19 protein-coding genes are annotated in these 23245 nt (G+C 45.0%); 9 read left to right on the top strand and 10 right to left on the bottom strand.

All coding sequences use genetic code 11. The features are described 5' to 3' along the window. Positions 1 to 14: 14 nt before the first annotated feature. Positions 15 to 1127, top strand: a complete 1113-nt coding sequence (locus ACFQ21_RS03765) for a glycosyltransferase (protein ID WP_377575050.1) — start codon at positions 15 to 17, stop codon at positions 1125 to 1127. Positions 1128 to 1171: 44 nt separating this feature from the next. On the opposite strand, the gene ACFQ21_RS03760 is transcribed toward ACFQ21_RS03765, so the two are convergent. Further along, complete coding sequence (locus ACFQ21_RS03760) at positions 1172 to 2329, bottom strand: glycoside hydrolase family 88/105 protein (RefSeq protein WP_377578252.1); 1158 nt, start codon at positions 2327 to 2329, stop codon at positions 1172 to 1174. Positions 2330 to 2480: 151 nt separating this feature from the next. On the opposite strand from ACFQ21_RS03760, the gene ACFQ21_RS03755 reads away from it, so the two are divergent. Further along, a complete protein-coding gene (locus tag ACFQ21_RS03755) occupies positions 2481 to 4613 on the top strand; it encodes a hypothetical protein (protein ID WP_377575047.1) in 2133 nt (710 codons plus the stop codon). Positions 4614 to 4815: 202 nt separating this feature from the next. Here ACFQ21_RS03755 and ACFQ21_RS03750 read toward each other — a convergent pair whose 3' ends face one another. From ACFQ21_RS03750 to ACFQ21_RS03740, 3 genes are all read right to left on the bottom strand, one after another. Continuing rightward, complete coding sequence (locus ACFQ21_RS03750; protein WP_377575044.1) at positions 4816 to 6162, bottom strand: FGGY-family carbohydrate kinase; 1347 nt, start codon at positions 6160 to 6162, stop codon at positions 4816 to 4818. Positions 6163 to 6164: 2 nt separating this feature from the next. Beyond that, the gene (locus tag ACFQ21_RS03745) at positions 6165 to 7448 is read right to left on the bottom strand and encodes a sugar isomerase (RefSeq protein ID WP_377575042.1); all 1284 of its coding nucleotides are present in this window, start codon (positions 7446 to 7448) and stop codon (positions 6165 to 6167) included. Positions 7449 to 7517: 69 nt separating this feature from the next. After that, entirely contained in the window at positions 7518 to 9626 is a 2109-nt protein-coding gene (locus ACFQ21_RS03740; protein ID WP_377575039.1) for a bifunctional aldolase/short-chain dehydrogenase, read from the bottom strand. Positions 9627 to 9662: 36 nt separating this feature from the next. Here ACFQ21_RS03740 and ACFQ21_RS03735 point away from each other — a divergent pair, with 36 nt between their 5' ends. After that, on the top strand, positions 9663 to 9785 hold the full coding sequence (locus ACFQ21_RS03735; protein ID WP_377575036.1) for a hypothetical protein: 123 nt from the start codon (positions 9663 to 9665) through the stop codon (positions 9783 to 9785). Between the two features lie 112 nt (positions 9786 to 9897). Here ACFQ21_RS03735 and ACFQ21_RS03730 read toward each other — a convergent pair whose 3' ends face one another. After that, on the bottom strand, positions 9898 to 10959 hold the full coding sequence (locus ACFQ21_RS03730) for a GntR family transcriptional regulator (RefSeq protein WP_377575033.1): 1062 nt from the start codon (positions 10957 to 10959) through the stop codon (positions 9898 to 9900). A gap of 157 nt (positions 10960 to 11116) precedes the next feature. Between ACFQ21_RS03730 and ACFQ21_RS03725 the strand changes: the two genes are divergently transcribed. The 5 genes from ACFQ21_RS03725 (at position 11117) to ACFQ21_RS03705 (ending at position 17689) form a co-directional block, all read left to right on the top strand. Next, complete coding sequence (locus tag ACFQ21_RS03725; RefSeq protein WP_377575031.1) at positions 11117 to 12193, top strand: glycoside hydrolase family protein; 1077 nt, start codon at positions 11117 to 11119, stop codon at positions 12191 to 12193. Positions 12194 to 12222: 29 nt separating this feature from the next. Continuing rightward, on the top strand, positions 12223 to 13590 hold the full coding sequence (locus tag ACFQ21_RS03720; protein WP_377575028.1) for a Gfo/Idh/MocA family protein: 1368 nt from the start codon (positions 12223 to 12225) through the stop codon (positions 13588 to 13590). A gap of 10 nt (positions 13591 to 13600) precedes the next feature. Further along, on the top strand, positions 13601 to 14953 hold the full coding sequence (locus tag ACFQ21_RS03715; RefSeq protein ID WP_377575025.1) for a glycoside hydrolase family 88/105 protein: 1353 nt from the start codon (positions 13601 to 13603) through the stop codon (positions 14951 to 14953). Between the two features lie 8 nt (positions 14954 to 14961). After that, positions 14962 to 15735, top strand: coding sequence for a rhamnogalacturonan acetylesterase (locus tag ACFQ21_RS03710; RefSeq protein WP_377575023.1), 774 nt, complete (start codon positions 14962 to 14964; stop codon positions 15733 to 15735). A 76-nt stretch (positions 15736 to 15811) separates the two neighbouring features. Continuing rightward, a complete protein-coding gene (locus ACFQ21_RS03705; RefSeq protein ID WP_377575021.1) occupies positions 15812 to 17689 on the top strand; it encodes a rhamnogalacturonan lyase in 1878 nt (625 codons plus the stop codon). A 794-nt stretch (positions 17690 to 18483) separates the two neighbouring features. Here ACFQ21_RS03705 and ACFQ21_RS03700 read toward each other — a convergent pair. The 5 genes from ACFQ21_RS03700 to ACFQ21_RS03680 form a co-directional block, all read right to left on the bottom strand. Beyond that, a complete protein-coding gene (locus tag ACFQ21_RS03700; RefSeq protein WP_377575018.1) occupies positions 18484 to 19071 on the bottom strand; it encodes a hypothetical protein in 588 nt (195 codons plus the stop codon). 21 nt (positions 19072 to 19092) lie between these two features. After that, the gene (locus ACFQ21_RS03695; RefSeq protein WP_377575015.1) at positions 19093 to 19920 is read right to left on the bottom strand and encodes a hypothetical protein; all 828 of its coding nucleotides are present in this window, start codon (positions 19918 to 19920) and stop codon (positions 19093 to 19095) included. Between the two features lie 368 nt (positions 19921 to 20288). Further along, positions 20289 to 20534, bottom strand: coding sequence for a hypothetical protein (locus ACFQ21_RS03690; RefSeq protein ID WP_377575012.1), 246 nt, complete (start codon positions 20532 to 20534; stop codon positions 20289 to 20291). A gap of 317 nt (positions 20535 to 20851) precedes the next feature. Then, entirely contained in the window at positions 20852 to 21601 is a 750-nt protein-coding gene (locus ACFQ21_RS03685) for an ABC transporter ATP-binding protein (protein WP_377575009.1), read from the bottom strand. Then, complete coding sequence (locus tag ACFQ21_RS03680; RefSeq protein ID WP_377578250.1) at positions 21598 to 22332, bottom strand: MlaE family ABC transporter permease; 735 nt, start codon at positions 22330 to 22332, stop codon at positions 21598 to 21600. The genes ACFQ21_RS03685 and ACFQ21_RS03680 overlap by 4 nt, the downstream gene beginning before the upstream one ends. 190 nt (positions 22333 to 22522) lie before the next feature. Here ACFQ21_RS03680 and ACFQ21_RS03675 point away from each other — a divergent pair, with 190 nt between their 5' ends. Beyond that, a complete protein-coding gene (locus ACFQ21_RS03675; RefSeq protein ID WP_377575007.1) occupies positions 22523 to 23227 on the top strand; it encodes an SDR family oxidoreductase in 705 nt (234 codons plus the stop codon). Positions 23228 to 23245 lie beyond the last annotated feature (18 nt).

The raw sequence follows: 23245 nt of genomic DNA, 5'->3' as shown, positions 1-23245 counted from the left end.
TACTCTTCGCGACTATGAAAATACTCATGGTTACTCCCTGGTATCCAGATAAACTGAGCTTTAACTCGGGAGCGTTCATCCGCAGCCAGGCAGCAGCATTGAGTGGCGAGCACGAAGTTGTTGTGATCTCGGCAAAAGTAAATTATAGTAAATTCGGATTGTGTTCATTTGATAGCGAGAAGTCATTCTACGGAAAGGTGGAAGAGCACCGGATTATCATAAACCGATCGCTACCGGTATATAACCAGTTGAATTACTGGTTCATCATGTTCTGGTATTCACGCGAAGTGATCAGAAATTTCAAGCCGGATATTATTCACGCTTCCATCGGATACCCCGGAGCTTTTTGGGGATTGCTGTTGAAGCGATTAACCGGCAGGCCCTATATATTGCAGGAACACACCCGCGTAAAAAACAACTTCAGGAGTTTATTTCATAAAACACTAACCAAGACAGGACTTCGTAAGGCCGATGCTCTTGTTGCCGTTGGCAGACGTCTGGCTTCTGAACTGGAAGCACTTTTAAATAGAAATGTTGCTGTTATACCCAATGTAGTAGAAGTTGAAAAATTTCAGGGGCTTGCTCCGGTAAAGGAAAGTGGTATTCAGATAGGCTTTCTGGGTGGGATGAATACTCCTGTGAAGGGATTTGATATTTTACTGAAAGCATTGGCCGGTATACGGGAAGACTTTGTATTGCATATAGGCGGAGCCGGTACACTTGAGAACGAGTATAAGAAACTGGCGGAAGATTTAGGGATAGCAACAAGATGTAAATTCTATGGATTTATTCCATACGAGAATATACCTGCCTTTATGGAGCGATTGCATTTCTATGTTTGCTCCAGTCGCTATGAAACATTCTGTGTCTCACTCGTTGAAGCGATGGCAGCGGGGCGGCCGGTAATATCAACACGATGTGGCGGTCCTGAGGATTTTGTTAACGAGCTGAACGGTTTGCTCGTAGCCAATGAAAATACAGATGCACTTCGCGAAGGAATACAACAAATGATGCGCACGTGCCATGACTACAATGCAGAGGCCATCGCGAAGTATGCCGTTGATAACTTTTCAAAACGAAGTTTCCTGCAAAAGATAAACAGCCTCTACAAATCGGTTATGAAATGATCTGCAAAGGCTGTTCAATATTTGTTCTTGATTAATAGCAGTCGCTATATCTTGCGCGCGGTAACAAGTTTATATACCTCGCATCCCGCCAGCAAAAAGCATCCTAATCCGTAATCTTCAAAGTTAGGAACCGATGTATAGGTTACCGGTTGGCCATCTTTCGGTTCTTTACCGGTGCCCTGCACATAGCCGAGGAAACCATTTTCATGCACGGCATCTTTTACCATCGCATTCCATGCTTTCGTTGCAACCGGTTGATATTTTTTCGCATCCAGGTATCCGTTGTTAATGCCCCACGTCATGCCGTATACAAACAGCGATGTGCCTGTTGTTTCTTTTCCACCATAATTACCCGGGTCATGAAGACTCGCATTCCAGAAACCATCTTTGCGTTGTATCGGCACCAATGCTTCTGACATGGCCTTGAAGTCATCTTCATATTGTTTACGATGCGGTGCATCTTTCGGTATAGTTGTCAGTACACGCACAAGTGCTGCATATACCCAGCCGTTGCCGCGTGACCAGTAGCAGTCTTCACCATTAGGTTCTTTATAGGGCGGATCGAAATCTTTATCACGCCACCACAGCGCATCTTTCGGATTGAACAGGCCATTGTCGCCATGCTTGTTGCGGGTATACATATACATTTCGTGCATGCGCTCCCAGTAGGCAGGTTCGTTATATACTACACCGAGCTGTGCGAATACCGGCATGGCCATTTGAATGGCATCCACCCAACTCCAATCATCTACTTTCGTAGTGCGCATCATACTGTCGATCGAAGCCTTGATCTTTTCAATCTTATAGGGCTTCGGATCGAGCAGGTACATATCAATATAGGTTTGTCCTGCACACTGGTTGTCCGCATTGCGCGTATAGGTTTCTCCATCGCGCAAGTTCCATTGATGAAAGTCGGCCCAGCGTGTGGTGTACTCAAGGTCTGTTGGTTTCGGATCGAGTTTGTAGAGCGCCATCAATCCTTCATAATATACTCCGCGTGTCCAGATGTTGCTGGCGCGCGATCGCTCCGTTACAATGCGTTTGCCTACATCAGGCCACTTCTCCTGGAAGTACTTGTTCGTGCGGTGCATAACTTCCAGTATCTTGTCTTGTGCCGGTAATTTCTTTTGTGCCTGAAGCGTAGTAGTGCCTAGTGCCAGACAGATTATCAACAAAAATGATTGCTTGCTCACATGTGTCATGGTTGTAGAAATGAAGTGAAACGTACCTCCAATGTAACAGGTGATGTTCCGAAAACTTTCAGGTAGTGTCCTGCATGCATGTTGCTCCATCTGTAAAAGTGCTTTTCTTTTTGTGTTGAATTGATGACTTTTATCGCATACCATTTTTAATATGAGAGTTATTATCAGTATGCTGGCCGTTGCATGGAGTATATTTTCCTTTGCGCAAGGTGTGTCTGTAAAAAGTATAGATCGTTTTGCGCTGGTAACGCGCAACAACGTTGTGCTGAAACAGGTTGATACACTCGGTTCGCTTTCGGTGGGCAATGGTGAGTTTGCATTTACAGCCGATGTTACCGGACTGCAGACTTTTTACGAAGAATATGAAAATGGTATCTCGTTGGGTACACAGTCACAATGGGCCTGGCACAGCATTCCGACAGATAAGAAATATACTTTGAATGATGTAGCGAAGCTATACGAGTCGTGCGATGGAACGAAAGCACCTTACGCAGTGCAACAAAAAGAAGGTATAGCCGGTGAAGCAACCGAGGCGTTACGTGCAAACCCGCATCGGCTGCATCTCGGATTGATCGGTCTGATTATGACGAGGACAAATGGCGATGCCGTAACATTGGGCGATTTGAAAAACATTCACCAACAGCTTAACCTCTGGACGGGAACGCTGGAGAGTAAATTTGAAATTGAAGGAACGGAAGTAAAGGTAATAACAATGGCTCATCCGGATGAAGATGGTATTGCCGTGCGGGTAGAGTCACCGTTGATCAGTAGCGGACGATTGAAAGTAAATTTCCGTTTTCCCTATGGAAAGAATTGCCACGTATGCCCCGGGTATGACTGGAGTAAATCTGATGCGCATCGTTCGACAATAGTCGCAAAACAAAAAGAGCGTACAGTCATTGAGCGTGTATTAGATTCAACACGCTACTATGTTCAGGTTACACATAAGTCATCGGTCATTCATGAAGCAAAGAAGCATCACTTCGTTTTGTCTCCTGACAGGAATTCTGCGTTCGAGTTTACGGTAATGTTCAAAAAAGAAAACACCCCCAGGTCTGTGCAATTCAGTAATGTATGGGATAAAAATATAGCATCGTGGAAAAAATTTTGGACAGAAGGTGCCGCGGTCGATTTCAGTGCCTGTATCGATCCGCGTGCAAAGGAACTGGAGCGCAGAGTTATACTGTCTCAATACCTTACAAAAATACAATGTGCCGGTACATTACCACCGCAGGAAACCGGCTTAACCATGAACAGTTGGTACGGTAAATTTCATTTGGAAATGCACTGGTGGCATGCCGCACAATTTGCCCTGTGGAATCGCAGCTATTTACTCGCGCGCAGCATGCCTTGGTATACACAAACGCTTCATAAAGCAAAAGCAACAGCCAAATGGCAAGGCTATACCGGGGCACGCTGGCAGAAGATGACAGACCCGCATGGCAATGAAAGTCCTTCGAGCGTAGGTGCTTTTATTATCTGGCAGCAACCGCACCCGCTATATTTTGCAGAATTACTCTATAGGTCAAATCCCGGCAAGGAAACACTTCAGCAGTATAAAGATATAGTGTTTGAGACAGCCGAGTTCATGACTTCATTCGTAAAGCTGCGTGATGGTAAATATCACCTCTGCCACCCGCTGATACCAGCGCAGGAAATTTTCAAGGCAGCAGAAACGGATGATCCTGCCTATGAATTACAATACTGGTATTACGGATTATCGATAGCACAGGAGTGGCGAAAAAGAATGGGCATGCCCGAGCATAAAACATGGAGTGCTATATTAAAAGACCTTGCACCTTTGGCAAAAGATGCCACCGGGAAATTATACCTGCCCAACGGGACAACACCTACAGCCTATACCGATGACTTTTTCAGAAGAGATCACCCGGCAGTAGTAGGCGCGTTGGGTTTTCTTCCTGCGAACGCACGAGTTGATGCAACCATTATGTCCAATACATTTGATGAGATCATGAACCGCTGGCAATGGGAAACAACGTGGGGCTGGGATTACCCGCTACTCGCCATGACAGCCGCCCGACTCAACAAACCCGAACAAGCCATCGATATATTATTGAAAGACGTACAGAAAAATATATACCTCGTAAACGGACACAACTATCAGGATACACGCCTGCGCCTATATTTACCTGGTAACGGAGGCCTTCTCGCTGCGATAGCTATGATGGCAGCCGGCTGGGATGATAACACCGAAGCCAACCCAGGCTTTCCGAAGAATGGTCAATGGAACGTGCGATGGGAGGGACTGCGAAAAATGCCGTAGGAGACGCAAGCTTTGAGCTGCGAGATTGAGTTGCTGGCGAAGAGGGCTGCCGGCTGCAAGCTTCTGGAATTTAGCTTCCGTACTTTTCCATTCAAACCGTTCTTCAAAAAAGCAACGGTAGGTCTAAGCGAACCATGCGGTCACAATTTTTACCTTCAGACTTCCCGTCTTCCGGACTTTTTTACTTTCCGACTTCTTACTTCTAAACCACCAGCTCCACCTGCTTCCCCTGCATGATCATTGCTGCTCCATGAGCAGAGCCTAGCGGCATGTGCGATACTTCGATGGTATAGTTTGGAAGATAGTATTGTAAGAGTTTTATAAAGATATCGTTGTCGATGAAGCCACCATCGATATATATCTTCTTGACATCGGAGTTGCCTAGGGCGAGCCTGGCGGAAGCAACTTGTAACAATGTTAGTCCCCAGATGAGATGATGATACGCTTCTTCGTACGATTCAAAATTATTCGGCTTCCAGTTGTCGGAGGAGAATACATCTTGTGAGAGTAACGGGTTGGCAATAGTTGCAGGATAAAATGACGGAGTGAGCTCGTGGTTATGTATCTTTTTCAGGAATGAGTCCTGTAGCTTGATCTGTTTATAGTATCGCGCTTCCTTGTGAAATATATCATTGAGGATGCGAAGGTGATGATCGAGTTCGTGCCCGAGAAATAAACGCGATGCCTTGACCGGTTTACCTTCTATGGTCAGGAAATTGAGACAGTCGCGATTGAGTTCGTCACGCGTCAGACTTTCTTTGGTATAGGGATTCAGCGTAATGCTCCATGTTCCGGTAGAGATCAGTGCAAAAGGCTCCTGCGTGCGCATCATATAGGCAGCTAATGCCGAGGAGCTGTCGTGTATACCCACGCCAACTTTTACTGCGTGACCGCCAATGATCGTTTGAAATGTTTTGGAAGCAGGAACAATCTCCGGCAACAGGTGGTCAATCTTTTCAGTATATACCCAGTCGTGATAGCGGTTTCGGGAGAAATCCCAAAGTTTGGTATGACAACCGATGGATGTAGGCTCACTCACCAACTGACCGGTAAACAAGTAAGACAGGTACTGCGGAAAGTGTAGCGTATACCGTATGCGTTGAAAGACTTGCGGCTTGGTATATTTCAGCCAGTATAATTGAAGACCTGCATTGAGCATACCGAGTGCAGGTGATGCCGTGTGTAAATTATGTTCGTCTTGCGGATACTGTTTGTAAAACTGATCACAAATATCATCCGGGAACGGTTTCAGGTAGTTATATAGCGGTGTTACCGGTTTGCCATCGGCATCCAGGTGAACGAGGGTAGCGCCATACGTTGAAAAGTTCAACCGCTTCAATTGATACTCACCAGACGAAGTTATTTTCCGAACTGTGTTCTGTATCCAGTTGCAGAGTACATATATATCATCGCACTCGAAGCCGTCATCATCCAGTGTAGGCGTAAGCTTGAAGTATTCGTGATGAAGTTCGCGCAGGTTTTCATCGAAGAGGAAAAACTTCTTGTTGGTTTTTCCGATATCAAAAATTGCAGTAACGGGTATAGCCATAATCAGAGTCCGGTAGAAACAGTTTTAAGTCCGCGCTCCTGGATCAGCTGCTTGCGCACATTCAGGTTTCGGAAGAAGGTTATCGGCTGCAATGCAGCGCCTATGCGCCTTCTGGCTTCGGCTATCAGCGGACGTACATCCGTGCGGTAGGCATGCTGCAGAATTTCCTGCGCTTGTGTAGCATCGTTGTTCTCGCGTGCTGCTTCCAGTTCTTCTTTGTTTACCAGCAGCGCCTGTGTATAGGCAAGTTTTATAGCTTCTACAGATTGTAACAGGTCTTCGAGTGGATCTTTTACATTATGACTGGCGTCTATCATCCACGCAGGTGAAGGATTTATACTCGCAGGATCTTCCATGCCGTATACCAGTTCATTGAAGATGAGGAAGAGTTGATACGGCTTGATGCTGCCCACCGTAAGATCATCATCTCCATACTTGGAGTCGTTGAAATGGAAGCCTCCTAATTTACCTTCCATCATTAATGTTGCTACGATCTGCTCAATGTTGGTGTTGGGTAAATGATGGCCCAGGTCTACAAGACAGTATGCTTTCTTGCCAAGCTTCGTAGCCAGCAGATGAGAGGTGCCCCAATCCTGTATTACCGTGGAGTAGAAATAAGGTTCGTATGGTTTATACTCGATAAACATCTGCCAGTCGTTGGGCAGTGCGGTATATATTTCTTTTAGCGATTCCAGTGTGCGCTGAAAAGCCTTTCTGAAATTCTGTTGCCCGGGAAAACAGGTGCCGTCTGCCAGCCATACCGTTAGCGCCTTCGAACCAAGTTGTTCTCCGTGACGAATCACTTCGATGTTGTGATCAACCGCCTGCTTCCGTATTGATTTATCGCTATGCGAGAGCGAGCCGTATTTATAGGACAATGCCTGATCAGGTTGATCCTGGAAGGTATTGGAGTTTACCGCATCAAAGGCTATATCATGTTCCGCTGCGAGTGCTTTTATAGCCTTGGCATCTTTCGGTATATCCCAGGGTATATGCAGGGATATAGCACCGCTGGAACGATTCATGGCATGCAACAAGCCTACATCCGAGATTTTTTCTTCGAGATTTCTCGGTTCACCGCCCCCGGAAAACCTTCCGAAGCGAGTGCCGCCATTGCCGAGTGCCCAGCTGGGTATAGCAATCTGCAGCGCAGCGATTTTGTTCAGTATACGTTCAACATCGTGTCCTTCCTGCGTAAGCCGTTCCGCCAGAAAATTAAAGGCTGACTGATGGCTGTTGTGAAGCTTTTTATTATGATCCTCGATAAATTGTTTTTCCAGTTTCATACATTCAAAATTTTACAGCATTGCCGATAGGACAACGATGTGATTACTGACTATATATATACCTATATTTTATCGCACAAATGCTGCCGCCACCCCACCATCTACATTGATGATGTTGCCGGTACTTTTGCTCAGGTGTCCACCTACGAGAACAAATACACCGTTGGCTATATCTTCTGTCGTGATGATCTCGTTCATGATGGTTCGCTTGGCGTAGAAAGCAGGGAGCTCTTCAACGGTAACGCCGTAGGCCTTCGCGCGGCCAGCCGCCCATTCGCCTTCCCATATCTTGCTGCCTTCGATCACGGCATCCGGGTTTACTACATTGACGCGGATCTTTTCTTTACCTAATTCCGCTGCGAGCAAACGACTCATGTGGGTTTGTGCTGCTTTGGCTGTTCCATAACCAACGTTGTTCGGTCCGGCAACCAGTGCGTTCTTGCTCGCTATATTTACGATGTCGCCCCCTAAATTCTGTGCGCGTAACACTTCAACACCAACTTTGGAAACCATGAATTGTCCTTTTACAATAACATCGTTCAGCAAATCCCAATCTTTCTCGGTAGTTTGTTCAAGCGGCTTGGAGATGGCGAGGCCCGCGCAGTTCACAATGATGTCTACACCTCCGAAGTAAAGCGATGCACTGTCGTAGGCTTGTTGTATAGAGGCAGTATCGGTAACGTCAATCAAAGAACCGGATGCTACATCACGACCAAACTGTTTGGTAGCCTGCTGTAGCGATGTTTCATTGATATCGGTCAGGAAAACGCAAGCGCCTTCGCCTGCTAATTTTTTTGCTATAGCAAGACCTATACCTCCGGCACCACCGGTGATCAAGGCAATCTTCCGCGAAAGCGGTTTCTCCTTCGGCATGCGTTGTAGTTTGGCTTCTTCAAGTAACCAGTACTCAATGTCGAAAGCCTCCTGCAATGGCAGGGCTACATACTCGGATATAGCCTCGGCACCTTTCATCACATTGATGGCGTTGATATAGAACTCACTCGCCACACGCGTAGTCTGTTTGTCTTTTGAGAATGAGAACATGCCTACACCCGGCCAGAGTATAATTACCGGGTTGGGATCACGCACGGCCGGACTGTTCGGATGTTTATGATCGTTATAGTACTTGGTATAGTACTTTCTATACTCTTCAAATTCTTTTTCAAGATTGGTTTTGAGTGCCTGCTTGTCGCTGAGATCAGCATCGGCAGGTATATTGAGTACAAGCGGTTTTATCTTCGTGCGCAAAAAGTGATCGGGGCAACTCGTGCCAAGGGGAGCAAGTCTGTCGAGGTCCTTACTGTTGATAAACTCCAGCACGCGTTCGTCATCGGTAAAGTGTCCTACCATGCGGGCGTGGCTTGATGCGAGCCCGCGCAGTACAGGTGCCAGTACTGCTGCCTGTTGCTGACGTTTCTCTTTGGGTAACGCGGTAGCTTTGTTACCACCGAACACCGGTCTTTTTTTTCCGTAGTTCTCTTGTAAATATTCAGAAGCCTTGTCAATTATTTCGAGACTGTTGATATAGCACTCGAACGAAGTATCGCCCCATGTAAATAAACCGTGTCCACCAAGCATGATGCCTCGTATACCCGGATTATCTTTTAATGCCTTGTCCAGTTTCAACGCCAGGTCAAACCCCGGCCGTTGCCACGGTACCCATGCAATTTGTCCGTTAAACAACTGCTGGGTTATACGCTCGCCATCTTTGGAAGCAGCAATAGCAATAGCAGCATCCGGGTGTAAGTGGTCGATGTGTTTGAAGGGCAGGAATGCATGCAGCGGTGTATCGATCGAAGGTGCCTTGGAGTTAAGATCGTAAATGCAATGATTGAAGAGCTCTACCATTTCATCTTCGTACTGCAAGCCCCTATATATAGTCTTGAGTGCATGAAGTCTCTCCATATAGAGAGCCGCCAGGCCACTCTTGGTAAGAGTACCGATGTCGCCACCAGAACCCTTTACCCACATAATTTCAGTTTCTTTTTTTGTAAGCGGATCTTTTTCGATCGTCTTGCAACTGGTATTGCCACCTCCGTAGTTGGTAATGCGGAGATCAGAGCCTAACAGGTTGGAGCGGTAAATCAGCAAACCTACTTCATCGTTCTTCAGCGCAGCTTCTTTTGCTTTATCCCAACGATAGTCAACGTGTTGAAATGTTTTTTCAAGGATTTCCATAAAAATATACTCAATTGATTTGAAAAAAGTCTGAGTATGTCAAAGCTATTCCTGATGAGCGGCATGCCTGTCCTGTTGTGTGCTGCCAGACAAACCCTACACTTTCCGGTATTGGACCCTGCGGTTAACCGTCCGGAAAAAACCATGCTTCAGGTATGAACCGCAGCATGTATGGAGCGTTGGTACTATGGATAAGAAATCCCTGCCCGTGAACAGCACGCAACAGGGATTTTATACTTTATACGTATATACAACCAAAAGGCTTGTTAGATCAGATCGAATTCCGGTTAATGAAACGGAATGCGTTCTTTACGAGTTCTTTTTTCTTTTTCACAATCATATAGGCCGCGGTTTCACCCATCACCTGGAAGTCAGTGGAGATTACCGTGATGCCCAGCAGATCTTTCAATGGTGTATCATTATAGGATATAACACCTATATCTTTACCCAATACGAATTTGCGGTCGCGCACTTGTTTGATCAGGTTTACCAGGTCGTTCTCTTCAATAATGATATAGGCATCTTTCGCCTGTAGTTCCATATCATTGTATACTTCTTCAAGAACCTCAAAGTCGAAATCAAAGTCGGAACAGAATTTCTGGAATCCCTGCTGTATTTCGATCGGGAACGGATAAACCGTTTTACGAGGATATACCAGGATAAGTTTCCGATAGTGTCTCAAACGGTCAATGCCTTCCCGTAAGGAATCATATATATCCATTTTGAAATCCTGGTATACCGAAGCAACATCGCGTTTCAGTTCGGGTAAATAATTATCGAGCAACACCAGTTTGTCTTCCGGAATTTTACGAAGCGCGTCAATCACTTCCCCGGTTATACTCTGGTGGGTGAGGTGTTCATCTTTAAAGTGAGGCATCACCACGTAGTAATCATACCGGCCTATACTTTCGTTGAGCAGGTTCAGGAATATTTTCGGATCGCAGTGGTATACATTGAGGTCTACCTGTGCCTGTGTGCCGAGGCTGTTAACAAATGAGTTGTAGATACCCAGTTTATAGGAACTGAGCTTGTTCATCAGAAACAGCACACTCATCTTGGACGGTAATATCGTGCGGGCTACATAATAGCCTTTGCCTTTAGCCGAAACGATGATCTGTTTTTCTTTCAGCAGGTTGTAAGCTTTTTCAACCGTGTCGCGCGAGAGATAATACTCTTCGCTGATCTCATTGATAGAAGGTATACGTTGCCCCACGGTGAGTAATCCTTTTTCAATGTCTTCGATGATCGAGTTAACAATCTGGTGATACTTCGGAATGCGCGATTCGCTGTCGATCCGGATCTCATGGATTTGTTCCAATTCCTGTGCTCTCATGCTCATTCGATTTGGTTTGGTATTACCAAAGTTTAAAAAATACAATCGTTTTTCCCAACATTTCAAACGGTATAGTACAGGACAGTGCCCATTTTTAAGGCGCCTAGTTTTAGGAAAATGTGCAATCGATTGCTCATTTCTTGCTAAATTCACTGTCATGCGCGATTCTGCTGTTTCGAGGAGAGATTTATTGAAGGGAATGCTGATGCTTCCCGCCCTGACCGGCTTCAAAAATTTTCTTGAGGACGATGCGAAAATGTCGCCTTTTGCCAAAAGACTGAAGCCAATAGGCCGCAGGCTTGAGATGGACGGATGGTATATCTGGTGCAACAGTCCCATCTACGGGCCTGATGGAAAAGTACACGTTTTCTTTTCGCGCTGGCCTGCGCAGCGTGGCATGGGCGGGTGGATCAATTCAAGTGAAATTGCGCACGCGGTTGCTGACGATGCCGAAGCATCTTTTCAATATGTGAGCACGATACTCGCTCCGCGCGGTGCAGGCTACTGGGATGGCACCACGTGTCATAATCCTCACATTCAATATATAGATGGAAAGTATTGTCTCTTTTATATGGGTAATGCGAATGGAAAGACGGATACCAAACGCATCGGTCTTGCGGTAGCCACTACGTTGTACGGCCCGTGGACGCGGCCCGATAAACCTTTGCTGGAACCTGGACCGGAAGGTGCGTGGGATGATCATTGTACTACCAACCCGGCTTTCATCAAACATCCCGATGGTCAATACTGGCTATACTATAAATCGTGGAACACAAAAGAATATATAGCGGCAGCCGGTCAACCTATTCGCGGCAATCGTAAATACGGACTGGCCACTGCGGATGCACTCGAAGGTCCTTATATCAAATCCGCATCGAACCCGGTGGTAGATTTTTCTTCACTTGGTAACAATCGCCAGTTCGAAGATGCTTTTGTATGGCGTGAGCATAATACGTTCAACATGATTGCACGAGACATGGGCTTCTTCAATCACGAAGCGGGTTTACACCTGCAATCCAAAGATGGTATGAAATGGTCTGAGCCGCGCATCGCCTATAAAGAATTAAAGACGTATGCGGATGAACCACCGGCACCGGCTCACCTGAAACGCTATGGCAGACTGGAACGTCCGCAGTTATTAATGAAGGACGATAAGCCGGTATATATGTTCACGGCAGCGCAGGGAGGGAATTACATGACTTCATCAGCCTTTGTTTTCAAACTCAAATCCTAAAAAGAATAATCACTTTAACAACCTGAAGTATGAGCGACAACATTTTAACCCGGAGAAAATTCATGGCCACGGCAGGAACCGCTGTAGCAGGAGCCATGGTGATGAGTCCATTTGCAGCTGCTGCAACGGAGTGGGCACCGGCCAAAAAGAAGAAGATTGCTATTGTGGGTACGGGAAGCCGGGCACTCGGCATGTGGTCGAAAGATGTAGCGATGTCGTACCCGGAAAATGTAGAATACGTTGGCTTATGCGATGTAAACCCTGGTCGTCTTGAATCTTTTAAAGCAGCAGCCGGATTTACCTGTCCGACCTTTACCGATTTTGAAAAGATGATGAAAACGGCAAAACCCGATGTGCTTATTGTGACCACCGTGGATGCCACGCATCATGAGTATATCATTAAAGGTATGGAGATGGGAGCGGACATCATCACTGAGAAACCAATGACCACCGATGAGCAAAAGTGTGAAGCTATATTACAGGCAGAGAAACGCACTGGTAAAAAAGTTACGGTAACTTTCAACTATCGTTACTCTCCGCATCGTGCCAAGCTATATGAGTTACTTCGCAGCGGTACGATCGGTGATCTTACTTCTGTCGATTTTCATTGGTATCTCGATACCGGTCACGGTTCCGATTATTTCAGGAGGTGGCATCGTCTCAAAGAGAAAGGTGGTACACTCTGGGTACATAAAGCCACGCATCATTTTGATTTACTCAACTGGTGGATTGAATCCGATCCTGCCGAAGTATATGCCAGTGGTTCTTTGGAGTTTTACGGCAAGAACAATTCATTCCGTCATACCAACTGCAGACCCTGTCCGCATAAAGAGAAGTGTAATTTTTATTGGGATGTTACCAAAAACCAGATGTATACCATGCTCTACGTAAACAACGAAAAGCATGATGGTTACCTGCGCGATGGCTGCGTCTGGAAAGAAGATATCAATATATATGATAAGATGGCTGCTACCATCAAGTATGCGAATGGTGTGCAGGTGAGTTACTCGCTTACAACCTACTCGCCATACGAAGGCTATCGCATTGCGTTCAACGGTACAAAAGGAAGAATTGATGTGTGGATCGAAGAGAGTAATCCGCTCCTGGAGAAACCGTATGATGAAATCATGATCACGCACAATTTCGGAACACGTGAATTTATACAAGTGCCACACGGTACCAGCGGACACGGTGGTGGTGATCGCTTGTTGAAAGATAAAATTTTCGGGGGCGTTACCGAAGATCCGCTGCATCAGTCGGCCAGCGTGCGCGATGGCGCATTGTCCATTCTCGTAGGTATAGCAGCGCGTAAGAGCTGTGAGACAGGTTTGCCGGTAAAGATTGCAGACCTCACCAGCATCAAGCCTGAAACAAAAAGACAATTTGTAACCAGTTAAGATTTCGTATATGATCAACGCTATCGCGAAATACGGATGCCTGCTATATATACTCCTGGTGTGTGTAACTGCGCGGGCACAGAATACAAAAGGAAACGACAGCAACACTCCGCTGCATGCCCTGCAACCGAACTATAAAATTCCATACGGTAAAACTACTACGCAGGATGTAAAGCAAGTGATGGATCGCGTGCTGGCATACCTGGCAGAAGTTACACCGACTCAAGTAGTCGATCGAAAAACGGGTTCCGTTATCACGGACCTGAAGAAGCCGGTGAAGGATGCTATTGTAAAAGCAGGAGACTTTCGTCTGACGAGTTATGAGTGGGGAGTAACCTATGGCGCGATGTTGCTGGCCGGTGAAGTTACCGGTGACAAACGCTATAGCGAGTATACATCTGCACGGTTTAAATTTCTGGCAGAGGCAGCTCCGTATTTCCGTGCGTATGGTAATGCGTTTCCGGATGAGCGTAACCCCTTTAGACAAGTGCTTGAGCCTCACGCGCTCGATGATGCCGGTGCCGTGTGTGCTGCGATGATCAAAGGACTTCGTGGTGGTATCAATGCTGACCTTCGTCCGTTGATCGATAACTATATCAACTATATTCTTACCAAAGAGTATAGATTGACGGATGGTACACTGGCACGAAATCGTCCGCTACCCAATACGTTGTGGCTGGATGATCTTTATATGAGCGTACCCGCGATAGCACAGATGGGTAAGCTTACTGGTGACCGCAAGTATTACGATGAAGCTGTTAAACAGATCCGCCAGTTCTCGCAGCGTATGTTCAATAAAGAGAAGAAACTATATATGCACGGCTGGGTGGAAAGCATGGATGTACATCCGCAGTTTCATTGGGCACGCGCCAACGGCTGGGCATTGATGACAATGGTGGAGGTATTAGATGTACTTCCCGAAGATCATCCAGAAAGACCTTTGGTGTTAGGACTTCTCAAAGATCACATTCAGGGATTAGCGCAGCATCAGTCGGGCGATGGTTTCTGGCATCAGCTCATTGATAGGAATGATTCATATCTCGAAACATCAGCTACCGCTATATATGCACATTGTATTGCCCATGCGATCAATAAAGGTTGGATCAACCGTGAAGCGCATGCTCCAATGGCGTTGCTCGCATGGAATGCAGTAGCTACAAAAGTAAATGCACAGGGACAAGTGGAAGGCACGTGTGTTGGAACCGGTATGGCGTTCGATCCTGCGTTCTATTATTACCGACCGGTAAATGTATATGCAGCGCATGGTTACGGACCTGTGTTGCTTGCCGGTGCATCGATCTATAGTCTTTTAAAAAATCATCCGGCTGATATTAACGATAGCGCCCTGATGTTTCCCAAGTAATTTAGAGTATGAGATATATAGTACTATTAGTGTTGCTGGGTATAGCAACATCGTTTACAGTTCAGAAACAGAAGCCTGTTATATACCTGGTGGGCGATTCAACCGTGAAGAATGGAAGTGGTAAAGGTGACAGTGGCTTGTGGGGCTGGGGAGATTTTCTCTATACCCAGTTTGATACAACCAAAGTGCGTATCGAAAATCACGCCCGCGGTGGACGAAGCAGTCGCACGTACCAAACCGAAGGGCTTTGGCACAACGTGCTGGCAAACGTAAAGCCCGGTGACTATATCATTATGCAGTTTGGTCATAACGATGGCGGGGCGATTAATGATACGTTGCGTGCCCGCGGATCGATACGCGGTATAGGAGAGGAGACTGAAGAGATCGACAATCTCATCACGCATAAACATGAGATCGTGCATTCATACGGATGGTATATGCGCAAGTATATACGCGATGCCAAAGCGAAGGGCGCTATACCGATTGTATGCTCGCTTGTAGCGCGCAATGTCTGGAAGGATGGTAAGGTTGTCCGCTCCACGGACAGTTATGCAACGTGGGCTGCGGATGTAGCAAAGGCTGAAGGGGCATACTATATAGATCTGAATGACCTGGTAGCATCGCGCTATGAACAACTCGGACCGGAGGAAGTCAAGTCGAAACTTTTCCTGGAAGATCATACGCATACTACCGAGGCAGGAGCGAGGATTAATGCTGCGCTCGTAGCGGAGGCGATTAGAGGGGAGAAGAAGCTTGCTTTGAGGAAGTTTTTACGTGTTTAAGTTTTTACGTGTGTATGTTAGATGTGTTGAGGTGTTGATGTTTGTGGAGGTATATTTTGAGATAAAGCGATAAGATATGTATAGGTTGGGGATTATAGGTATACTGGTCTTAATGAGTACGAGTGTTTTTGCTCAGCGGTATATGGAGGATATTGGGAGAGGGGTGGTGGCCGTGAGGCAGGATATGAAAAAGGTTTTTGTGAGTTGGCGGTTGTTGATAGATGATCCGGATGATGTTGTGTTTAATATATATAGAATTACGGATGGTAAAACTTTAAAGCTGAATAAGAAGCCGGTTGCTGATGTAACGTTCTTTGTGGACGAGACGGCAGATCTTTCAAAGACCAATGAATGGTTTGTTCGTGCTGTTGTGAATAAGATGGAGCAGGCTGCGAGTAAATCTTTTTCGATGGCGGCTAGCCACGCTGTTGGACAGTATCTCACGGTGCCTTTGAAAACTCCGCAAGGATATACGCCTAATGATGGATCGGTAGGTGACCTCGATGGTGATGGTGAATATGAATTGGTAATTCACATGACGGGGAAAGCGCACGATAATTCTCATAAGGGTATAACGGATGAACCCGTTCTTCATGCCTATAAACTGGATGGGACATTGTTGTGGTCTGTTAATCTTGGAAGGAATATTCGCGAGGGTGCGCACTATATGCAATTTATAGTATATGACCTGGATGGTGATGGTAAAGCTGAAGTTGCCTGTAAAACGGCCGATGGTACAAAGGACGGTAAGGGTGTAGTGATCGGTGATGCGAATGCAAACTATGTTAATGACGGTGGCTATATATTAAAAGGTCCGGAGTACCTGACTATATTTGATGGTGTTACGGGTGGAGCGCTGGCTACAACACGTTATATACCTCCGCGGCATCCGGATACGGAAAATCCTACGACTGAACAATTGAAAGAAGTGTGGGGAGATGGTTATGGTAATCGCATGGATCGTTTCCTCGCGTGTGTTGCTTACCTGGATGGCGAGCGTCCTTCCTTGATCATGGCGCGTGGATACTATACGCGCACGGTGCTGGCCGCCTGGAATTGGCGTGATGGTAAATTGAGTTCGGTATGGACGTTTGATAGTGATGCTTCAGAAGAGAATCGTAAATTCCGCGGACAAGGTAATCACAATCTCAGTGTTGGTGATGTGGATGGCGATGGTAAAGATGAAATCATTTATGGCGCCTGTGTGATTGACGATTCTGGTAAAGGACTATACTCTACAGCGCTTGGTCATGGTGACGCGCTTCATTTCTCTGATCTTGATCCTGATCGTCCGGGGCTTGAGTTATTTGATATACAGGAACGATTTGATGATGCCGGAGCACATTTTCGTGACGCAAAAACCGGTGAGATACTTTGGAAAAAGCCTTCGGTAAAGGCTGGTGATGATGGTGAAGGTCCTGGACGTGGCAATTCATTTGACATAGACCCGCGGTATAAGGGAAGTGAGAGTTGGGTGCGCGGGGCGAACATTACCGGGCTGTTCAATGCAAAAGGAGAGAAGATCGCGGTGAAGGAACCGGGTGCCTGTAATTTTGCCGTATGGTGGGATGGCGACCTGCTACGCGAGCTGCTCGACAAGAATATAATTTCCAAATGGGATTGGAAGAGCAGTACACTGCAGCCTTTGTTAACCGCAGAAGAGTGTACCGCCAACAACGGAACCAAAGCAACGCCCGTGCTAAGCGCAGACCTCTTTGGCGACTGGCGTGAAGAAGTGATCTGGCGCACCAACGATAATACAGCACTTCATATATATACCACCACGATACCTACAACATACCGTTTCACTACACTGATGCACGACCCGGTATACCGCCTTGGTATAGTTTGGCAGAATGTAGCCTATAATCAACCTCCGCATGTTGGATATTATTTAGGTGAAGGAATGAAGAAGCCGGTGCGGCCCGCTGTAAAAATGGTGGGTGAAAAATAGTGTATCATCGATTTTTTGGAATCGCCATAACTGGATTCTTTACAGGTTTGGTGGTATGGATATAATATTTATCAATAAGGATCAACTCATCCATGAACAGAATTCTTTCAAAACCTTCCACCCATGGTTATCTTTTTTATATAGACGTATCTTTCCTTCGTTACACAACTCTCCACAGTGATAATCAATATAGAATAGGCACATTGTTCCGTTGTTAAAGAAGACAGGAGATGAGAAAATGTAATAATGACTGCCATATCGTTTGTTAAAATAGTCCCAACCTCTAGGCCGTGCTCCGGTAAATATGTTGCTAATGGTATCTTTAGATATAAAAAAAGGTGTTCCTGTTAGTTCTGAAGTCCATGAAGTTAAAGATGGTTGATCGATGGCTTTGATTATGAATTCTCTCGATGCGGAGCCAACGATGGAAGAATCATGCGAAATCCATTCGAGACAGTTCTTGAATTCCCTTGTTTCAGGTTTGTCCACTAATAGGAGTCGATCTTCCAATGAGTTAGTTTTCTTAATAAACGAAATGAATTCTTTTGTTAGTTTATTATTCTGATAATTCGAGTTGTCGCTTCTACCTGCATGACTGGCAGTGGTAAGAATGAGACTAAGGATTAATATTGACTTCATATTGTAAAATTTAATTGTTCAAAGGCACGAGTGGCCTTTGGTGCCATTGCGATATTGATCTGTTATTTGAATTAGCTCATCCATGTTTGCAAATTGATAGCTATTAATCTCCTTTTGTCTCAATTTCAAATTTTGCGGAATGCTATCTTATTCATTCAGTAATCATTTGCATCTGGATCGTATGGCACTCTTACTTCTATAGGATTCAGAACTATACCAAAATATTTTAAAGGGTTCTTATGAGCGAAATACAGAATGCGATCATTCTTTTCAAATTGAAATAAACCAGTGGCTTCCACTTCAATGTCTTCAAACGGTTTTTCTGAAAGAACATCTATTCTGGTAGAAATTTTCTGCTCAATACGTGGTCGCAGTGTAAATATCATTGGTAAAATTAGTGTCACTTTTTTCTTAAACTTTTTTCCATTTTGATTTATAACCCAGCGATTATTAGTTGTCATTAAAACGTCTATGATATATGGTTTCAGTAACGAGTCTGTTAATGCAGAGAAAAAGATGTTATCAACAAGACCATTTCTGTCTATATCAAATTTCACAGAAGCAAAATTCTTTAGTTTAATTCCTTCATGCTTGCTGAAAATTGTATCCTGTAATTTGAATTTGAAGTATAGCTCCGGTGAAACTTCCTTGCCGCTTTCATTAAGAAATTGTACACTTAATTGTGAATGTGCACTCTTACTAATTAGCATGAGTGATAGAAATATCTTAATATATAGTCTCATAATTAATTATTTGTTTGTTACTTAATCCTTAGAGCAATTCCTACCTCCAATACTTTTTATCTTTTGAACTCCGCCCACATTGACCTTGACGACTCGTTCTTCTTTTTCTCCAATTTGGATGATTTTGTCTTCACTTAAACTCCATTTGCTCATTGACTGCTGGAAGTTAATTGATCCAATTGCGTCTTTGAAATTATACAACCAGAGCGCTGCTACTTGCTGGGTTTCTTCCGTGCTTAGTTTTTTGCCATAAATTTCTGATACAACATCAATCATTGACTGAGTTTCATAAGTAGATGACATTAGTTCGTGCTTTTCCTTCTGAGATTTATTTTGATAGGTTTCTCTTATATTGAAAATGCCGTGTTTGGTTTCATGGTAGATTGCAATAATTTGAAATAGTTCACTTGTTCCTGGTAGAGTTGAGGCGTTTAAGGTTATTTCGATATGGGTATTATGATCTTTGTCAAGATTGGGAGGTGCTGTTTGTGCGTGTACTGGTTGGTCATTTTTATCCAGTATGATATTTACTTCTTTGAAATCTAAATTTTGTGCTACCTCCGCATCAACAAACCAATACTTAGCATCACGATTTATTTTATTTTTAAAATCATCGCGTAGTAAGTTTTTAATTACACTTACCAAACAAGGCGATTTTACATTGTTAAAAGTAATATCGTCAAAGCCGGGCTCAGGGACAATTACCACTACCGGATTGCTTTTCACCGGCTTAGGCGTGCTTGTACTTCCTCCTGAACCTCCGCTGCGGGGCGTTGCATCACTTGCTCCTATATATGTGCCACCGCCACCCGCTGGAGGGATAGCGATCATGTCATCGCACCAGCCCATATTAAATGAAAAGGTGCAGACCTTACTTACCTCTGTTTTGCGATCGTACTGGCAGTGGCATGGGTAGTCTGTTACGGTCTCTACTTGGTAGGTTGTAACGCATGTCTGTTCTACACTTCGTATGCACTGGTTGATAAGTTGTGTTCTTCCACTGGCAGAGATACTGTCGTTAAAGGGTATCGGAAGTTCTCGTATAAGTCCGCCTTCCAGGTTATACAATTGAAGTATGCCCTTGAACTCCGCGTCATCACTGTAATCTTCTTCGGGAATATAGCGGTATACAAATCCGTAGAACCCATCGTTATATTTTGAGAGTACCAGGTTTTCAAAATAGTCGGGAGAGTCATCCGGTAGTTTGAATGTATAATTCAGATGCCGCTGTCAAGGTCTTCATACTTAAAGAATGCATCTGTGACTTTAATGGCGCTGACTCTTCCTGTCGCTGCTTGGCTTTGAAGCTTTGAAACTAATTCTTTCGCAGCAGGCTCATGATCGAGATCTGTTAGTGTGATCTTGTTTTGAGGTTGGATTTGTGTCACACCGGATTCATCGGAATTGCATGCAGAGTTCCACAATAGCAGAACCACGGCAACAATGGGTAATTGTTTACGCATACCTATAGATTTAAAAATGTGTAATGATATGAGTTCATGTGAGATCCGTAGTTTCACATGAATTCGATTGGCAGGGCGTGAAAAGTTCTCTCGATAACTCCTAACAAATTTTCACCTGCGTGCGCCAAAACTAGTAAGAGGGCGGTGGGTGAATCAAGCGTATTATTACGGATGTTGAATGGATATTATACAGAAGTGCCTGTCCGTATTAATACGTAAATATACTATATATAGCGGTGATACTTCACAATATGCATTTGAATGACAGATATTTGCAGCTGTTCTATAGCAAAGTAGAGAATGTTGGAAGAGAAAAATTACTTCTCCCGAAGACTATTCATAACCTTGTTGGCAAAAACAAAGTCATCGAGTTCTTTTATACCGGAGTGTGTGATGTCGTTCTTGTTGCCTTCCCAAAGATTTTGCCCTTTATAGATGAACATGATCTTTTCACCTATACCCATCACGGAGTTCATGTCGTGTGTAACGACTACCGTGGTCATATCGTAATCTTGTGTTATGTCCTGGATCAGATCATCGATCAATACAGAAGTCTGTGGGTCAAGACCGGAGTTGGGTTCGTCACAGAAGAGATAGTTCGGATTGTTTACGATAGCACGTGCTATGCCTACACGCTTCTTCATACCACCGCTTATCTCGGAAGGCATTTTCTTATTTACGTTTTCGAGTCCTACGCGTTTGAGACAAAAGTTAACGCGCTCGATTTTTTCATCGAGCTTCATGCGGGTGAGTACATCGAGCGGGAACATTACGTTTTGTTCAACGGTCTTGGAGTCGAACAACGCGCCCCCCTGGAAGAGCATACCGATTTCTCTGCGCACTTCTATTTTTAAGTCACGATCGCCTGCATAGAAATCACGACCATCAAAAAATACTTGTCCCATGTCGGGTTTTGCCAACCCGACAATACATTTCAACAATACACTTTTACCTGTACCACTGGCACCGATAATCAGGTTGGGTTTACCTTTCTCGAACGTACCGCTTACATTGTTGAGTACAAGCTTGTCGCCAAACGATTTGGTTATGCTTTGTATCTTGATCATTTTCCAAGTAAAAGTTGAGCCAGCAAATAATCGGAAATCAGTACGGCAATTACACTGCTGGTAACTGCTTTTGTACTGGATACACCAACTTCGAGTGCACCGCCTTGTGTATTGTATCCGTTGTATGAAGAGATAGACGAAACCAGAAATGCAAATACAACGGACTTGATAAGCGCAAAGGTGATGGTGAATTCATTATAGCCGGAGCGAAGTCCTAATATATAATCGGCCGGTGTGATAACGCCCGTAAGTGTTCCTGCCAGATACCCACCAAGCATACCACAGAAACCTGCGATGATCACCAGGAGCGGATACATGAGCAGGGATGCAATGATTTTTGGAAGCACAAGGTAAGAGATGGAGTTGATACCCATTACTTCCAGTGCATCGATCTGTTCGGTGATGCGCATGGTACCAAGACCGCTGGCCATACTGGAGCCAACTTTACCGGCATAGATCACGGCAATAATAGTGGGCGCGAGTTCGAGCACGATCATCTCCCGGGCAACCTGCGAAATAACGTAGTCGGGTATAAAATCACTCACCATGTTAAAGGCTGTTTGTACGGTGGTTACCGCGCCCATGAAGGTTGATACCAGCGCTACGAGAAAAAGCGAACCGATACCTATGGCAATACATTCTTCAAGAATAAGATGATAGTAGGTTCTGAACGACTCACGATTCGTAAACAGGTGTCCTAAAAAAATAAAGTACTTACCAATCTCCGTTATCATACGTTAAGCATACGCCCTCATTATCTCGCTAAGATAATTGAAATTAAAACATCCGCAGTATAAGGATTTTTAACTTTCAAGTTTCAGATTTGCAGCGCTGGCGGTAAAGATCAGAAAAACAGCCCAATCGGTGTTAAATGTCTTACCTACAGGAGTATATCCCATATTTGCGTGTGAAATCCTTTTCATGAATAAACTGATTGTTGTTACCGGCGGAACCAAAGGCATTGGAAGAGCCATTGTTGAAAAATTTGCAGCGCAGGGTTTTGATGTCGTTGCCTGTGCGCGTAACGAAGACGATCTGCAGCAACTCAAGACTGTGCTGGAGCAACGTCATGCCGTCAAAGTCTATGTTCAGTCAGCCGACATGGCGGTGAAGGATGATGTGAAGAAGTTTATAGATTTCGTTCTGCATCTTAACCGGCCTATAGATGTGCTGGTGAACAATGCCGGCTATTTTATTCCGGGAGAGATTGCCACGGAAGCGGAGGGAACGCTTGAAAGTATGATCAACGCGAATCTTTACAGTGCATACTATACCACGCGCGGACTGGTGCACGGCATGCGCGAGCGAAAGAGCGGGTATATCTTTAACATGTGTTCCATTGCCAGTATTAAAGCCTATCCGAATGGCGGGTCGTATGCGATCAGCAAATTTGCGCTGTTAGGTTTCAGTAAATGCTTACGGGAAGAGTTGAAGAACTTTAATATTCGCGTAACCGCTATCATGCCGGGTGCTACGCTGACTGCGAGCTGGGAAGGTGTAAATATCCCGGAGGAACGTTTTATGAGCGTGGAAGATATAGCCGATACAGTTTACAGCGCCTATAGTTTATCCGGACGAAGCGTTGTTGAGGAGATTATTATTCGCCCGCAGCTGGGCGATATATAAAAGTATACTGCCGCGATA

Origin of the sequence: Ohtaekwangia kribbensis (assembly GCF_042676245.1) — a bacterium.
GTDB classification, from domain to species: domain Bacteria; phylum Bacteroidota; class Bacteroidia; order Cytophagales; family Cyclobacteriaceae; genus Ohtaekwangia; species Ohtaekwangia kribbensis.
The sequence above is the reverse complement of the archived record's forward strand: the minus strand, read 5'-3'. Positions and strand labels throughout refer to the sequence as shown.

Bases quoted from the DNA above. Each gene is read 5' to 3' on its own strand.
- ACFQ21_RS03765 (WP_377575050.1), top strand. From the start codon at position 15: ATGAAAATACTCATGGTTACTCCCTGGTATCCAGATAAACTGAGCTTT.
- ACFQ21_RS03760 (WP_377578252.1), bottom strand. From the start codon at position 2,329: ATGACACATGTGAGCAAGCAATCATTTTTGTTGATAATCTGTCTGGCA.
- ACFQ21_RS03755 (WP_377575047.1), top strand. From the start codon at position 2,481: ATGAGAGTTATTATCAGTATGCTGGCCGTTGCATGGAGTATATTTTCC.
- ACFQ21_RS03750 (WP_377575044.1), bottom strand. From the start codon at position 6,162: ATGGCTATACCCGTTACTGCAATTTTTGATATCGGAAAAACCAACAAG.
- ACFQ21_RS03745 (WP_377575042.1), bottom strand. From the start codon at position 7,448: ATGAAACTGGAAAAACAATTTATCGAGGATCATAATAAAAAGCTTCAC.
- ACFQ21_RS03740 (WP_377575039.1), bottom strand. From the start codon at position 9,626: ATGGAAATCCTTGAAAAAACATTTCAACACGTTGACTATCGTTGGGAT.
- ACFQ21_RS03735 (WP_377575036.1), top strand. From the start codon at position 9,663: ATGTCAAAGCTATTCCTGATGAGCGGCATGCCTGTCCTGTTGTGTGCT.
- ACFQ21_RS03730 (WP_377575033.1), bottom strand. From the start codon at position 10,959: ATGAGAGCACAGGAATTGGAACAAATCCATGAGATCCGGATCGACAGC.
- ACFQ21_RS03725 (WP_377575031.1), top strand. From the start codon at position 11,117: ATGCGCGATTCTGCTGTTTCGAGGAGAGATTTATTGAAGGGAATGCTG.
- ACFQ21_RS03720 (WP_377575028.1), top strand. From the start codon at position 12,223: ATGAGCGACAACATTTTAACCCGGAGAAAATTCATGGCCACGGCAGGA.
- ACFQ21_RS03715 (WP_377575025.1), top strand. From the start codon at position 13,601: ATGATCAACGCTATCGCGAAATACGGATGCCTGCTATATATACTCCTG.
- ACFQ21_RS03710 (WP_377575023.1), top strand. From the start codon at position 14,962: ATGAGATATATAGTACTATTAGTGTTGCTGGGTATAGCAACATCGTTT.
- ACFQ21_RS03705 (WP_377575021.1), top strand. From the start codon at position 15,812: ATGTATAGGTTGGGGATTATAGGTATACTGGTCTTAATGAGTACGAGT.
- ACFQ21_RS03700 (WP_377575018.1), bottom strand. From the start codon at position 19,071: ATGAGACTATATATTAAGATATTTCTATCACTCATGCTAATTAGTAAG.
- ACFQ21_RS03695 (WP_377575015.1), bottom strand. From the start codon at position 19,920: ATGGGCTGGTGCGATGACATGATCGCTATCCCTCCAGCGGGTGGCGGT.
- ACFQ21_RS03690 (WP_377575012.1), bottom strand. From the start codon at position 20,534: ATGCGTAAACAATTACCCATTGTTGCCGTGGTTCTGCTATTGTGGAAC.
- ACFQ21_RS03685 (WP_377575009.1), bottom strand. From the start codon at position 21,601: ATGATCAAGATACAAAGCATAACCAAATCGTTTGGCGACAAGCTTGTA.
- ACFQ21_RS03675 (WP_377575007.1), top strand. From the start codon at position 22,523: ATGAATAAACTGATTGTTGTTACCGGCGGAACCAAAGGCATTGGAAGA.